The sequence below is a fragment of the Pseudomonas sp. BN417 genome, assembly GCF_029871205.1.
In the GTDB taxonomy this organism is placed as follows: domain Bacteria; phylum Pseudomonadota; class Gammaproteobacteria; order Pseudomonadales; family Pseudomonadaceae; genus Metapseudomonas.
Genome location: NZ_SSOJ01000137.1, coordinates 1 through 13656, shown reverse-complemented (window position 1 = coordinate 13656; position 13656 = coordinate 1). Strand labels below are relative to the sequence as shown.

The 13656-nt window shown below is 57.9% G+C and carries 9 protein-coding genes and 1 pseudogene; 6 read left to right on the top strand and 4 right to left on the bottom strand.

Translation table 11 applies throughout. The annotated features are described in order from the left end of the window. Positions 1-14 precede the first annotated feature (14 nt). On the bottom strand, positions 15-2438 hold the full coding sequence (locus tag E8F11_RS17625) for an AAA family ATPase (RefSeq protein ID WP_280290142.1): 2424 nt from the start codon (positions 2436-2438) through the stop codon (positions 15-17). Between the two features lie 462 nt (positions 2439-2900). Here E8F11_RS17625 and E8F11_RS17620 point away from each other — a divergent pair, with 462 nt between their 5' ends. The 4 genes from E8F11_RS17620 to E8F11_RS17605 all read left to right on the top strand — a co-directional run bounded on the left by E8F11_RS17620 (position 2901) and on the right by E8F11_RS17605 (position 5900). After that, a complete protein-coding gene (locus E8F11_RS17620; protein WP_280290141.1) occupies positions 2901-3590 on the top strand; it encodes a GNAT family N-acetyltransferase in 690 nt (229 codons plus the stop codon). Between the two features lie 432 nt (positions 3591-4022). Continuing rightward, on the top strand, positions 4023-5066 hold the full coding sequence (locus E8F11_RS17615; RefSeq protein ID WP_280290140.1) for a DUF3592 domain-containing protein: 1044 nt from the start codon (positions 4023-4025) through the stop codon (positions 5064-5066). A 112-nt stretch (positions 5067-5178) separates the two neighbouring features. Continuing rightward, positions 5179-5376 (top strand): hypothetical protein, encoded by a 198-nt coding sequence (locus tag E8F11_RS17610; RefSeq protein ID WP_280290139.1) that lies wholly within the window; start codon positions 5179-5181, stop codon positions 5374-5376. Positions 5377-5534: 158 nt separating this feature from the next. Further along, entirely contained in the window at positions 5535-5900 is a 366-nt protein-coding gene (locus tag E8F11_RS17605; RefSeq protein WP_280290138.1) for a hypothetical protein, read from the top strand. Positions 5901-6137: 237 nt separating this feature from the next. Here the strand turns inward: E8F11_RS17605 and E8F11_RS17600 are convergent, their stop codons facing one another. Further along, positions 6138-6944 carry a lytic transglycosylase domain-containing protein gene (locus tag E8F11_RS17600; RefSeq protein ID WP_280290137.1) on the bottom strand — a complete coding sequence of 269 codons (807 nt, stop codon included), beginning with the start codon at positions 6942-6944 and terminating at the stop codon, positions 6138-6140. A 600-nt stretch (positions 6945-7544) separates the two neighbouring features. Between E8F11_RS17600 and E8F11_RS17595 the strand changes: the two are divergent. Further along, positions 7545-7637 (top strand): annotated as a pseudogene (locus E8F11_RS17595) (LysR family transcriptional regulator); the annotation flags it as partial. Positions 7638-7944: 307 nt separating this feature from the next. Here E8F11_RS17595 and E8F11_RS17590 read toward each other — a convergent pair. Beyond that, on the bottom strand, positions 7945-9327 hold the full coding sequence (locus tag E8F11_RS17590) for an FAD-binding oxidoreductase (protein ID WP_280290136.1): 1383 nt from the start codon (positions 9325-9327) through the stop codon (positions 7945-7947). A gap of 80 nt (positions 9328-9407) precedes the next feature. Beyond that, positions 9408-12614, bottom strand: a complete 3207-nt coding sequence (locus tag E8F11_RS17585; protein WP_280290135.1) for an AAA family ATPase — start codon at positions 12612-12614, stop codon at positions 9408-9410. A gap of 645 nt (positions 12615-13259) precedes the next feature. Between E8F11_RS17585 and E8F11_RS17580 the strand changes: the two genes are divergently transcribed. Further along, positions 13260-13656: Bro-N domain-containing protein (locus tag E8F11_RS17580; protein WP_280290134.1), on the top strand; the 397-nt coding region annotated here is incomplete at its 3' end.

Here is a 13656-nt window from a genome sequence, read left to right as displayed (position 1 = left end):
GGTTCATATGAAACTCAGAACGGTATGTCTGAATCCGGCTCCTCAGGGCTACGCGTCGGCACGTCAATGGGCGCCGTAGGGGCCGTACTTAGATTCGGCCTCACAGACTCGATTGGCACGTCTACGATGATAGGTGACGGGGGACTCTCGACGACGGTGGCGAGTTGGTATTCACTGTCAGGGAGCCCTGCCTCTGTCTCCGGATCTGTTTCATCAGGATCGAGGTCCTCGAAGTCATCACCCATCATCATCTCGTAGTGGGCCATGTGGTTTGTGACTTTAAAGATTTTGAAGAAGATTTTCATGTAGCTGGCAGCCATAGCGTCACCAATAGCGACGTAGAGCTCGTCAGGAGCGTAATGCGATCCGTCATTTACCCAACTAATGAGCGACTGGCAATGAACTTTCTCATGCCCCTCAAACCGCGCCACAATCGCCTGAGTGTCGATACCGCCGAGGATTTTGAAGTAATTCTCCAAAATTCTGCGCATGGTGTTTTGGAGCGTGAGGGCTGGTACGGGCTTTTTCTTCAGTTCGTTCCACAGTAGCTGATACGAGGTTTTGACGGGGTTAACTGGATGGAATTCGATTTCCGAGTAATTCCCTGGCTTACGAACGATCCAGAACCCTTCATCGCCGAGAGAGGTGCCAGGCTTCCTGCTTTGGTTATAGGTGACTTCTTTGTGAAAATGCACATTGTGAGTGAGCACAAATATTTGCTTCAGATTGCTTCCCTTCTGCCTAATCTCGGTAAATAGTTGTTTGATTAAGCTACTTACGATGAATAGCACATCGCTGTCGAGACTGGAAACAGGATCATCAATGACCACGACACGGTCAGTGGTGATACCGGATGTGGTGATGCTACCTTTGAGCAGATGGTAGAAGTATAAGAAGGTAACGAACGTCTTTTCACCTTCACTAAGCGTGGTCTTGGCGTCCGAACCATCAGCCCTAATAAGCCGGTAGGAATTTCCTGCACAGGCCGGATCGAGAGAAAAGCTACGAAACCCAAAGTCCTTTAGAATTTTGTTAATGGCAATGACCGTGGGCTTAACACTCGTTAGAGATGTTTCTATCTTATCGATCTCTAGATCGGCCTGAGCAATATCCTGCCGTGCCTTCTCAAGGCTCCCCGCGATTCCATTAATCGCTTTTTGTAGGCGAGATTTTTCATCATTATAGTCCGCCAAAGGAGTTTTGAGCTCAACCTCCAGAATGTACTTCCACACCTCTGCGGTCAGCTTCTTTTGCTCAGCGGTAAAGCTCGCGACTAAGCGATTATGCTCCGAGACCTTCACATTAGCAGAATGAATAACATCCTCAATACCTTGACGAAGGCCTTCAAGACTTTCGAGGACGACTTCCATACTCGGACTGGAAATCTTGTTGTCAATTCGCCCTTTGTTGACAAGAACAATAGCCTTCATAGCCTGAAAATCAAGATCAAGCTTTTCCTTATTTAGATGAATGCAATCTGTGGCGAGTATGTTATCAGCCAGAGCTAGAATTTCGTCCGCCCCTCGGAAATACTGCAAGCGAAAATCTGATACGGCCTTGGTATCCGCTTCGAATGCTTCATCAAAATAGCTAGTCAGGCTTTGCTCGAATTCATGAGAAATACCCTGCTGACAGAAGGGGCACTGTTCATCCGAGTGCTCCAAAAATCTCATACCTTGACGAACCCAGTCACTATTATTGAGTCGCTGGATAAGAGCAGAAATGCTTACATCCTCTTTACCTATCACCTTCTTTTTCAGAACCGGGCTGGATTCGAAAGCGATCAAGCGAGACAGATCAAAATTAGGGACAGAGTTCATCGGCGAAGGTGCGTCGCCGTATAATACCAACGCCCTCTCTTTTAGGTTGGCCAGATCGACTAGGGCTGACTGATTACTCGTGCTCTCCTGCAATACGCGAGCCTTAAATCCTTCCTTACTATTCCTTACGCCTGTAAAAGCACCCTGAAAATCATTGTCGTGCTTTTGCTTTTGATCCCAACAGCGGGCAAGAAATTTTGTTTCCAAAGCCAATAGTTCTGCATTTTTACCACCATTGCCATTCTCACCATCCAGCATTGCCACCGCCCTATTTTTTTGCTGTTGGTGACGCTGCTTTTCTGCCTGGAACTCTTTGAGACGATCAAGCTGTTCTTTCTCAGCTTTGCCCAGTGTAAAGACGCCTCTGAGGTCTTCGGAGTCCTTGTAGTTATCCTTGATAAAGTCGTTGTTGTAGACCAGCGCCGTGATTGGGGTATTCCGCAGCCAAGTAATCTTGGAGTCTTCGGAAATCTCGGGATTATTGATGAGCCGACTAATGGTGGTCTTGCCCGCACCATTCGCCCCGTAAAAGAAATTGATGTTCTTGAGATTCGCGATGGTTTGGGAGGCTGCGGGGCTATAAGTAGCAATGTTGGACAGGCTAATCGACTCGATCATGTCTCACTTCCATGGAGAAATTGCGGCCTGCTGAGAGCCGCGATAGGTTCAGAATTGGAGGTGCGAGGCGGCGGTTACGACGGCCTTGACCTTGAGCAATCGCATGCTGGCGAATTGCCTCACCTAGAGTAGCCGGTTCGGCAAAGTGAGCAAAATTCTTGGTGGCCTAGGGCAGTGTCGAGGCGTGGAAAAGAGGTCCACGGTAAAGGGGATTGGGAAAGGGGACAGATTAATTTCTAAGCCAAACCGTCCGCTTTTGGCCGGTTTCTGCCGGTTCCCACCGGCAGCTTCGGTCGAAAACGGACGTAAACAATCGATTGATTCACAGCGCCGCGCATGAGGACTATATCCCGCTGGTTGAGCGCGCCCATGCGAATGCGGTGGGAACGCTCGATGCTCGCGGGCGTTACAATGGCGCCAGCGCCGATTCCCCGAATCGGGCACGCCCGGAGCCAGCTTCAGATGTTCACCCTTGTAAGCCTGGATACATCGCCGCCCGAATCCCTGAAGAGTCAGGTTCTACAAATGGTGGTGGACTACTTCAGCGACATCAGCCCGGTGTCGCTGACGCCCAGCAATCCGCTCTATCAGTTGTATCAGTACGTGATTGGCTACGAGGTGCACCTGTATCTGCAAGCCATGAACAGCTCTCTGGACAGCACCGCGCGGTTGATCCTGGCCCTGGATGATGAAGATCCCTCCCAGGTGCTGGGTTTTGCCCTGTACCTGCCGAGCCAGGATGATGCCGAGGCCTGCACTCTGGCCTATATGGCCGTCAAGGCCAGCCACCGCCGACGCGGTATTGCCCGGGCCTTGTTGCAGCAGATGGTCAAGCATCGGCCTCACGCCGAGCTGGCCTGCGTGGCGAACAAGGTGCCGACCTTTGAGTCGATGGGGTTTCAGGTACTGGCAGCGCAGGGGCCGCACGTGCTGCTGAACACCCGCGATCACCGCTCGGACGGCATGGTGGCGGTGCAGGATCTGGCCCCGATATTCCAATCCAAGGAAGTGCGGCAGATCCACGCTTACCTGGTGCAGCAACACGGCAAGAAGGCCATGAGCGCGGCCGAGAAAAAACGCGACCGCCTGCTCGACCAGATGGCCCATCAGGCTCAGGCATTGGTGAAAGAGCGTTTCCCTACGATTCACTGACGGCCAAAGGGACAGATTTATTTTTTTGCTTTGAACGTCTGTTTTCGGCCGATTCTGTTGAAAAACTCCCTCCGCAATGTCTGGCCGCGAAAGTGAGCGGCTGACGTTGAAATCTGAGCCAGCGTCAACACTGAATTGCTCCAGATTTCCCATAGCGACGCCTCAATCGGATGTATTTCCGGCCTCGAATGAGTGAATCGCGACGACACCGACTTTTTCAACAGAATCGGCCGGTTGTGACCGGCAGAAGTCGACCCATAGCCGCCGCTGGCGAATGGCAGTAATCGGCCAGGAGCGGAAGCGCGGGAAGTTGCATTGCTTTTGAATATCTACGGACTAACCTCAGTGCATCATTACACCGCGCGCAGGGGGACTTGCCGCCAAGGTGTCATTTCCCAACTGACCTCCATTTCACGTTGGCCAAGGAGCCTTATGAAGACCTTCTTGCTAAGGACGGCCCTGTTCGTTGTTTTATTTTTCTTTGCCCTGCTCTGCCTTCTCGTATCTCTTTCCTCGTACAAGGAGGTGGACGAGACGAAGACTTGGCAGAAGTTGAATGCCACTGTCGCCACTGTCTCCATTTCTGAGGAGATGCGCAGTAAGGGTATGACCTATTGCCCTCTGGTTAACGTGACCTTTGAGTTGAACGGACAGCAATACACTTATCCGCTCGAAATATCGCAGACCCCCTGCAAGACCAAGCTGGAGTCGGTCGAAAGATCAGTTGCAACACTCAGGGAAGGAAAAGTGATCGAAATTCTTGTCGACCCTGCAACGCCGGGTAGAGTGAGGCCAGGTACTCACTCACTAGGTGGGGTTTTTTACTTCGGCGTTTTCTTGGGCACACTAGCCTTTATCGGGGCTGTAGCTGTCCTGGTGTTTCCGGCTAAGAAATCTGTCAAGTTGACGCAAATAGAAAGCACTTCACATTCAACTTTGAGCAAGAAGGAGGTTCAGGAAAAAGTTCGCGAGCTACTCGCCGCCGGCACTGCAAAATCGGAAGTATTTTCACAATTCTCCGGGCGGGGTGTGAAGGACAGTCACCTTGCCTACTTTATAGCCTCGTATGCAGATCCAATTCGTTGTGATGAGCACGATCGCAAGGTCAATATTCTCATCACGATAATGCTCGCCCAGGCTTTGATTGCATTCTTTCTGGGATTGGATATCGGCGCCAGGATAGGGCCAACGGCCAAATGGGTTATGGGTGTTTCAATGACCTTGATTCCCTTGCTTTTGGTATGGGGCTTCTACAACCACCGCGTCGGCGCCTACAACGCATACATACTCCTTGCGCTTCTCCAATTCCCAAGATCGCTTGAGGGGTTTACATCGAGTCCGGCAACAACCTCTATCGCATTAGCTATAAGTATCGCTATCCTGGCTTTTGTTTGGTACGTCCGAGGAAAAATCTTTCCAGACTTCGCCTTCGTCAATCCCAGGAAAATCAAAGGCAAGTACTTCTTTTCGGGCTGACCCATCATGCCGCCGGACCTGCCCGAACGGCTGCCCAGGCCTGTGAGTTCAATCGTTAGCGAAGACTGCTTCGGGTCGAAGTCCGACTTTCAACAAAAAACAAGGCGACAAAATGGACTTCCTCTCTGACATCCTTTTCACTGTTCTGGCCCATCGCATCGGTGTGTTCATCCTCAAGGCGCTGACCGGTGGCCGCTTCAAGGGTGAAAGCGGTTTTGCTTGGGGCTGGGCCGTGGCGCTAGGTAGCCTGGTGCTGTTGGCGCCTTTCGCGGCCTTCATTGCCTGGAAGATTCACACCAGTACGGGGTGATATAGCTAAATTCCAAGATTCCATAGGCACTTCGTGGCGACTGCTGCCGGTAACGATCGGCAGAAACGGCCAGAAACGGATATGAGCCTCAGTCCCCCGCCCCTTCGCAAACACCGCGTTGCAGAACGGAGGAATACGTTCACCCCGGAAGGATGTCCATGAGTCCCGCCGGGGTGATTTATTCCAGTCGATGTCAATCAGTCAGGAAAGCAATGGCGCCTCAATCGGTTTTACTAATCTGTGTCCTGTGGGCGGGGGTTTCATTGGCAGCAGAAGGGTACCCGTCGGACGTTGCGCAATACATTGAACGCCGGGAGTTGTGTGAGCATTTCCGTGGAGAGCCATGGCCAGAAGGGGGCTCAGTCGAAGAAAAAGAACGAAGAGCATTCATCACTAGCCAGTTTGAGCGTTACTGCAAAGATTCCGACCAAGCTATTGAAAAGCTGAAGAAGAAATACACAAACAACCAGGCGGTGATGAATAGGCTGGAAAAATACGAGAAAAATATTGAAGGGAAGCAATGAAAAATTCGTATTCTGCCCTGCCATGGCTAAAGCCTGTCAGTTCTCCTGAACGCAAGACAGTGACTGCTTCGGGTCGATAGCTACCGGGGAGCGTGGAAGTTCGGTTGAGCCATTCCCCGCCCGGTGTATTGATCGAGCGCGTAACCTGATTGCTTGCGTAGGGCGGATAACGCGCCAGCGCTATCCGCCGTGGAGGGGCCGGCGTATAACCTATTCCGGGTTATGCGCCCTACGGTACTAGCGATGGTTGCGATAGCGTTCGGTCAAGGACTGCACGAGGGTAACGTAGGATTGCGTCTCGGCGTAGGGAGGCACCCCGTTGTACTCGACCACGGACGCTTCGCCGGCGTTGTAACCTGCCAACGCCAGCACCAGGTTGCCGTTGAAACGCTTGAGCAGCCAGGCCAGGTAGCGCACGCCGCCACGAATGTTCTGTCGCGCGTCGAACGGATCGTCCACGGCGAAGCGCTCGGCGGTGGCGGGCATCAACTGCATCAACCCCTGGGCGCCGGCTTCGGAAATGGCGTTGGGGCGAAACGCCGATTCGGCATGTATCACTGCGCGGACCAGCGCCCTATCGACACCGTAATGACCCGAAGCGGCTTCGATCTCCCGCCGATAGGAAAGGGTGTCCAGGCGCAGTGAGGCGACCTTGAAATCCTTCGGCGCCATGCACAGATAGCAGCCCTTGATGTAATAGAGCTCAAGGACATCGACCCGTGCGGAGATCCCCACGGGGCGCCGGCTCACATATTGACGAATACCCTTGTGGACGAAGGTGTACACCCTAATCCGCACCGCGCCTGAGTTGTCGTCCCGCACAAGCCTTGGCAGGGCCATTGCCTTGGCGCCGACAGCGGGGCCCGCCATGCCCTCCAGGCGAGTGCAGCGGGCGCTGGCGATGGCTTGGCTGGTGTAGCTGATGGTTCCGTCCCTGGCTTGGCACTTGAACATGGCGCTGGCGCACAGTGGAGCGACCAGCAAGGCCAGCTCGATGCAGCCAAGAAGGCTCTTGCGAGCCCATCGCCATGCTCTGGAACTCATCACGTCGCTCCGCGCCGCTGGCGCCGATCAGGCCCGGGGACGCCTGGCCCGGGCAACCGGGAAACACCAACTGGGACTGTCGTTGCCGGCGGTAGCCCCAAGCGAGCTTCGCGCACGCTCGCCGTGCTCCTGTTACTGACAGGTCCCCAGGATTTCCCAGGCGCTGCCTTTGGAGGGCCTATCCGGGTTGACCCACCTTTTGTTCCGGTAGTTATACCCCTTGTAACCGGCCTTGGAGCTTGCGTTGACGTACGGGCTGCCGGCGCTCCCACGCGTGGCGCAGGCCTGATTGCTCGCACGACGCGTCGTCCCGGCTTGCCAGGGCCGGGCGCACGCCTGATCCACGGGTGACGGACCCGGAGCTGGGGCCGGGCAGGCCCAGGTAGTCGACGGCAAAGTTGTCATCGTTATCCGCCCGGGCCGAACTCATCCGAGAATGAAATACACCTGCGCACCGGCGTGATGTTTTCCCAGGTCCCCTTGAACCCCGCCGCCACCACGAACGAATCCCCGGCCCGAAGGTCTTCGCCACGCCGTCCGCATCGGTCAGGCGCACGGTGCCTTCGAGGATGTGGCACAGCTCGTCGTAGTCGCAGGCGCATCTCGGTCTACGCACTGACCGAAACACGGCTGCTTCCCGCGAAGACCCAGCGGTTCATCGAGTTCATACGCGACCATCTCAACAGTGCTTAATGCCTGACGACTGGATAGGGGGCATCCCGACGCAAACGAATGTCTCCTTCTGGCCGATTCTGTTGAAAAAGTCGGTGTTGGCCAGAGTCGCCTATCCATAGGCCAAAAAGCGGCTGATTTGCGCGTTGCTACGTGAAATCCAAGGCAGTTCTGCCCCGGAAATGGCTCAGATTTCAGCGTAAGCAATGCACTTTTGTGGGCAGAAATCTCGATGGGAGTTTTTCAACAGAATCGGCCGACTGGAGCCGCACGGCCACTTCCTGGAAGAGCCATCGGAGACCGGGTAACTGGATGAAAGCCATGATGCTCAGCTCCCGTTCGCCGGAGCGATGTTCTGGTTGATGTGGAAGAGGTTGTCCGGGTCATAGGTCGCCTTCACTGCTGCGAGCCGCTCGTAGTTGGCGCCATAGTTTGCGGGCGCACGGTGATCGTCGTCGCTGGACATGAAATTGACGTAGCCCCCATCGCCGCCCGAGTGGGGATGAATAGCGGCGTAGTAGTCCCTCACCCACTTGATGTTGGCCTCGTTGTCAGCAGGGTCCGACCAGATTCCCACGACCACCGGGGCAAAGCTCTTGTCCCGGTGACCGAACGCAGTCTCGTTGGCGCCGACCCGATGCACCGCACCGTTGATCGGATGGAGATGCATGCTCGAGCTTATGTTGGGTGTCTTTTTTCCATGCTCGACGTGAGCAGCGATCGCCTCGTCGGTGAGCCCGGTGATGAAGTCTGCTTTCCAGTAATGCTGCATGCCCTTCGGAACCAGGCTGTCGAAGGCGCTTTGCAGGGCCGGGAACGGCATGACGCCGAGCTGCTCCGCCTTCACTTCGGCAGCGTCGCGTAGTGGCTTGAGGACTCGCTCTGCCTCCTCGTGTGGACCGTTCCAGCACGTGACCAGTACACAGAACAGATCCCCGACCCGGTCTTCGGGGATAAACGGCAGAGGAGGAGCAATCTGCCAGCCGAAAAAGCATCCGAGCTGTTCGGGCGCCTCCGCGATGTATTCGCGGTAACACTCCAGGACTGCCGCGGCATCGTTGAACTCGAAGAACAGCGGGCCGCCCACGATGTCACCGACCTCGTGGAGCTGAAACACGAAGCTGGTGACGACACCGAAATTGCCGCCGCCCCCGCGCAAGGCCCAGAACAAATCTTCGTTCTGGTAATCGCTTGCGGTGACCTGCCGACCATCGGCGAGGACGACATCGGCCGCCAGCAGGTTGTCGATGGAGAGACCGACGCTGCGGGTCAGGTAGCCGATGCCGCCGCCCAGCGTCAGGCCACCAACCCCGGTCGTCGAGATGATCCCGCCGGGCGCTGCCAAGCCGAACGGGTAGGTCGCATGGTCGACATCACCCCACGTCGCGCCGCCCCCAACCCGGGCGATCTTCTTGACCGGGTCGACCCACACGTTGTTCATCCTCGACAGGTCGATGACCAAGCCGTCGTCCACCGTGCCGAATCCGGGAACGCTGTGGCCACCACCACGAATTGCCAGGTCAAGGCCAGCGTCGCGGCTAGCCGTGACCGCGGCCATCACGTCGGCCGAATCCACGCACTGGATGACAGCGCGGGGTTTACGGTCGTGCATGGCGTTGTAGACAGCGCGAGCGTCGTCGTAGCCAGGATCGGACGGGGTGATGACGCGACCGCGTACCGCTTCGGTCAATGCCTTGATTGTGTCTCTCATTGGGTGCTCCTCCGTTCCGGGTGCTCCTCTGCTTCGTCTTGCCAAGGTTGCTCCCTCAGGCGTTCCCGAAGCGTTCCCTCTCAACCGGACTCGCTCAGAAAGCCGATTGCTGCCCGGAACGCCGGGAGATCATGGCCCGACGGAATGGTCTCGAGGAGGCCCCCAAGTTGCTGACGCAGCGTCTCATCGGGAAATCGGCTGGCGAAAGAGTGGAGCGCCCGAAGCCCCAGCCAGCCCGCACCTTGAGCGCTGGCGATCTCAACGGCACTGCGCAAAGAAGCGGCGGCGGCTTCGGTTTCCCCGGTGCGATAAGCCAGCTCACCGTCGACTCGCCACAGCTCGGCCTCGAGGTAGCGCTGGTTGCAACGGTGTGACCATGAGATCCCCTCGCGTGTGGCAGCTCGTCCCTGGCGGAACTCGCCGACGATGCCGCGGGCCCGGGCGAGGAGAAGGAGTGTGTAGGTCAGATGAAGGGTCTCCCCTTCCGTACGCGAGCGTGCCACCGACTGCACGATCTTCTCGATGCCACCAGCCGATCCCCCGCACACGTCCAGCCAGCCCCGAAGGGCCTCCAGGACGACCATGAGGTAGCGGTCCGAAAAACGCTTCCATAGAAGGTCGGCATCCCCGAGGAGATCGGCGAGGCGGGCGAGATCTTCGGATTCGGCCGCGATGATCGCCGCGTAAGTGATGACGTACCCCAGCGTCATCGGATGATCGAGATCCACGGCGATCTCAAGAGCAGACCGGGCTGTCTTGTCGGACCGGCCGGCATCTCCAGCCCATAGCTCGGCCCAGGCCAGCCGTACGAGGCAAATCGCCTTCGGGTCCTGGGCGTACAACGCCAGATGCTCGTCGCGCTGGGACACGCGATAGGTTTCGATAGCGCCATCGAGATAGTGGCGGGCTCTGGCCAGATTGCCCCGCCAGAACGCGCTCACGCCGAGGAGATATTGGCCCTCTGTCCTGGCAATCGGATCATGATGCTCATCGTCGAGAAGGGCTTGGGCGAGTTCATCGCAATCGTCGAAGCGGCAGCCCTGCAGTCGGGCGAGGCCGAGACCACGGAGGATCGGCGAGTCCACGGGTCGGTGAAGCGTGCGGCAAAGCGAAAGGGCTCGCTCGTAGAGTTGGTGCGCCCCCTTGGAGCCATAACCCTCGAGCGCAACAAGGGGAGATCCGAGAGCGATCCGGATGTCGAGTTCGAATGCATCGCGCTCGGGTGACGGTGGCAGGTCGGCGAGTAGCGCGAGCGCGCGCCGAAACAGGGCGACCGCTTTTTCCAGGGCCGACACGGCCACCGCTCGGCCCCCCGCCACCCGGTAGGCATGGATGGCCGGTTCGACCATGCCGGCCTGGTCGTAGTGTGCGGCCAGCTGCGGGCTGGCCGCGTCGATGTCGTTGTGGAGTTCGACCGCGATCGCCTCGGCGACGGCCCGGTGGAGATGACGTCGACGAGCCGGACTGATCATCTCCAGGGCAACCGCCCGAAGCTTGTCGTGACTGAAATCGTACGTGAGCCCCTGTTCACGAATGATCCTACGACGCCAAAGTTCGTCGACCTGATCAACGAGCTCGCGCTCATCGGTCCCACTGGCCGAGACCATCAGACCGACCGAGAATGGCCGACCGACGACGGCCGCCACCTCGGCTAGTCGCCGAGCGCCGTCAGTCAATTGGCCCAGTCGGGCGCGCAGCACCGCCCGCATCGTCGGTGTGAGGACTGCCTGACTTCCATCAGAGGTGATCCCGGCTCGAAGAGCTTCGATGACAAAGAGTGGATTGCCTTCGGTCTCGCTCCAGAGTCGTGCGGCCAGTTTCGGATCAATCCTGTCTTCAGCGCGCAGCCGAGCAGCGAGCCTCGAAGTGGTGGCTTCGTCAAGTCGGTCGAGTGAAACGGTGGTCGCTGCCTGGTCGTGGCCCAAGGCGTCGATGAGTCCAACGAGTGGATGATGCTGTGGGATCTCCTCCCAGCGGGCAGTACCGACGATGAGGACCGGTGCCGTCTGTCCGCAACGAACGACAAAACCGATCAACTCAATGGTTTCGGCGTCACACCACTGCAGATCGTCGATGATCAGCAAGCGCGGGCGGTCGCCAACTACGATGGCTCGGCTCACAGCCTCGAACAGCCGATGGCGCTGAGCCAGGTCGCCCGACTGGCTCGGTCCAGACGACAGGGAAGCGTCGCGGAGTTCGGGCAGGAGACGAGCGAGCTCGGCCCTCCAGACCGTGTCGAGCGTGTCAATGTGGCTTCGGAGAGCATCCGATCGAAGCAGGTCGACGACGGGCCCCCACGGCAGTCTGCCCGCAGCCTCGTATGCACGAGCCGATGCCACCACGTGTCCCTCTGCTCGAACGCGGCGGCAGAGCTCCAGCGCGAGGCGCGACTTTCCGATCCCCGGTTCCCCTGTCACCAACAAGAAATGTGCCCGACCCGCCCGTGCCGCGTTCCATGCCTCGTTGAGCTGCTTCCATTCGAGTTCGCGGCCGACGAAAGGCGATTCGGCCACGGGTGACAGGTCCTTGCCCTGCACCTCGTCACGGTTGAGTGTTCCAGCCCGGAGCTGTTGGTACATGGCTCTGATCGCCTCGCCCGGAGCCAGCGCGAGGTCACGCTCAAGCGCCTCTGCGTACCGGTGATAGGCGCGCAGCACAGCGGCTCTATCGCCAAGCGCGAGATACGCTTCCATCTGAATTCGAACGGCTGCTTCATCGGTTGGCTCAAGGTCGATGATGCGTTGGGTATACCTGAGCGTGGTTTTGTGGTCGCCGCGCTCCGCAGCCTCTTCTGTCAGCCGCACGAGAGCCCCATACGCCTGCGCTCGAAGTTTCGCTCGCCCGTCCAGGACCCAGTCGTCATAACAAGCTGGTAGGAGATCGCCCGAATAGAGGCGCGCAGCGAGCTCGAAATCACCCGCGGTCATGGCATCCTGGAACCTCAGCACGTCGACCTCGCTCGGCCCAGTCGCAATCCACCACACAATCTCGTTGTCGATCTCGACGAACTTACTGATATCGGGAAGGGAATGACGGAAGTCGTGGAGTAGCTTTCTGAGATTGGTGCGCGCCTGTGGCTCGTCGGAGTCGGGCCAAAGCTCGAACGCGAGTCTTGAGCGGTGTTGCGGGTCTCTTCGCAACACGATCAACGCCAGGAACCGTTGCAAGCGGAGCGAGTTGAAGGCGCGAATACGCCGGCCGTCCAGGATTATCTCGACTCCACCAAGAAGTCGGACCTCTAACCGCGCCGGCGGTTGGCCACAGCCCCCGCTCATGTCACTCGGCATACAGCTACCCTCGTGCCCTGGTTGCGGTCCAGGTCTGAAAGTCCCCTGCCTACCCTCGCCTCTGTCGATAAAAAGCCGATCGGTAGATTGGTGAGGCCGCCTCCGAGTCTCCGGGCCGGAACGCGTGGTGTTGACACCCACCGGCCTACGTATCGTTATAGCTCGCTCCCGCGACCGTTGTCGGGGCGGGGCCAAGGATCCAATCTGCTGCGCTGAACGTTTGAAGCCAAGATCCCCGTTTCCGCCATTGATCCGCCGGCCCAAGGCGGAAATCCACCTCAAGGACTCTCGCTCTACACAAGGTCCAATCCAAACACTTCTGGTATCCACTGCCACGCCCCCCTTCGCGGCCGCTGATCAGCCAATTCCCACACCCCAACGGCATTGCCCCTCCCCCGCTCCGCCCATAGCCTCTGTCTCTGGCGCCTAAGAAACGCTTACTCAAGCAGCGGCAAGACCGCTCCCGATAGTCCAGCGGCTTTTTTGTGCCTGCGGCATACTCGCGCACGCACAAACTCTGCTCTGTCGGGAGTGGGCTAATACAAGACCCGAAAGGGGAATACGCCCGGCCCTCTGCTTGGGGTTTCTTAGCTCCCGACGCCAACAGCCCTAGGAAAGCTGTTTAATCAAGCAGAGGTAATGGATATGCCCGATTTCCCCCAGTTTTACCCCGCCCCTCCCCCGGACGCCGAAGTCCTGATGCCCGCCCGGTTCGTCCGCCACAAGCGCCAACTGCGCGCCGTGCTGCTGGATGAAGAGCCCTGGTTTGCCGCCAGCGACCTGGCCCGGCTGATCAACCACGCGCATCTCCCCGAACGGGTGCAGCGCAATCTGGACGAGGACCAGTTGCAACGCGCCTGGATGCGCAACGGCCATGGCGACTTCGAGCAGGAACTGCTGATCGGCGAGTCCGGCGTCTATGCCGTGCTGATCCTCTACTACCACCCGGAAAACCGCGGCATCCGCCAGTGGATCACCCAGCAGGTGATTCCGCGCCTGAGGGAAGAAGAACGCTTCGACGCCCAGCGCCCCTACCGCGAAG

Coding starts and splice junctions, on each gene's coding strand:
- E8F11_RS17625 (WP_280290142.1), bottom strand. CDS start 2,438: ATGATCGAGTCGATTAGCCTGTCCAACATTGCTACTTATAGCCCCGCA.
- E8F11_RS17620 (WP_280290141.1), top strand. CDS start 2,901: ATGTTCACCCTTGTAAGCCTGGATACATCGCCGCCCGAATCCCTGAAG.
- E8F11_RS17615 (WP_280290140.1), top strand. CDS start 4,023: ATGAAGACCTTCTTGCTAAGGACGGCCCTGTTCGTTGTTTTATTTTTC.
- E8F11_RS17610 (WP_280290139.1), top strand. CDS start 5,179: ATGGACTTCCTCTCTGACATCCTTTTCACTGTTCTGGCCCATCGCATC.
- E8F11_RS17605 (WP_280290138.1), top strand. CDS start 5,535: ATGAGTCCCGCCGGGGTGATTTATTCCAGTCGATGTCAATCAGTCAGG.
- E8F11_RS17600 (WP_280290137.1), bottom strand. CDS start 6,944: ATGAGTTCCAGAGCATGGCGATGGGCTCGCAAGAGCCTTCTTGGCTGC.
- E8F11_RS17590 (WP_280290136.1), bottom strand. CDS start 9,327: ATGAGAGACACAATCAAGGCATTGACCGAAGCGGTACGCGGTCGCGTC.
- E8F11_RS17585 (WP_280290135.1), bottom strand. CDS start 12,614: ATGCCGAGTGACATGAGCGGGGGCTGTGGCCAACCGCCGGCGCGGTTA.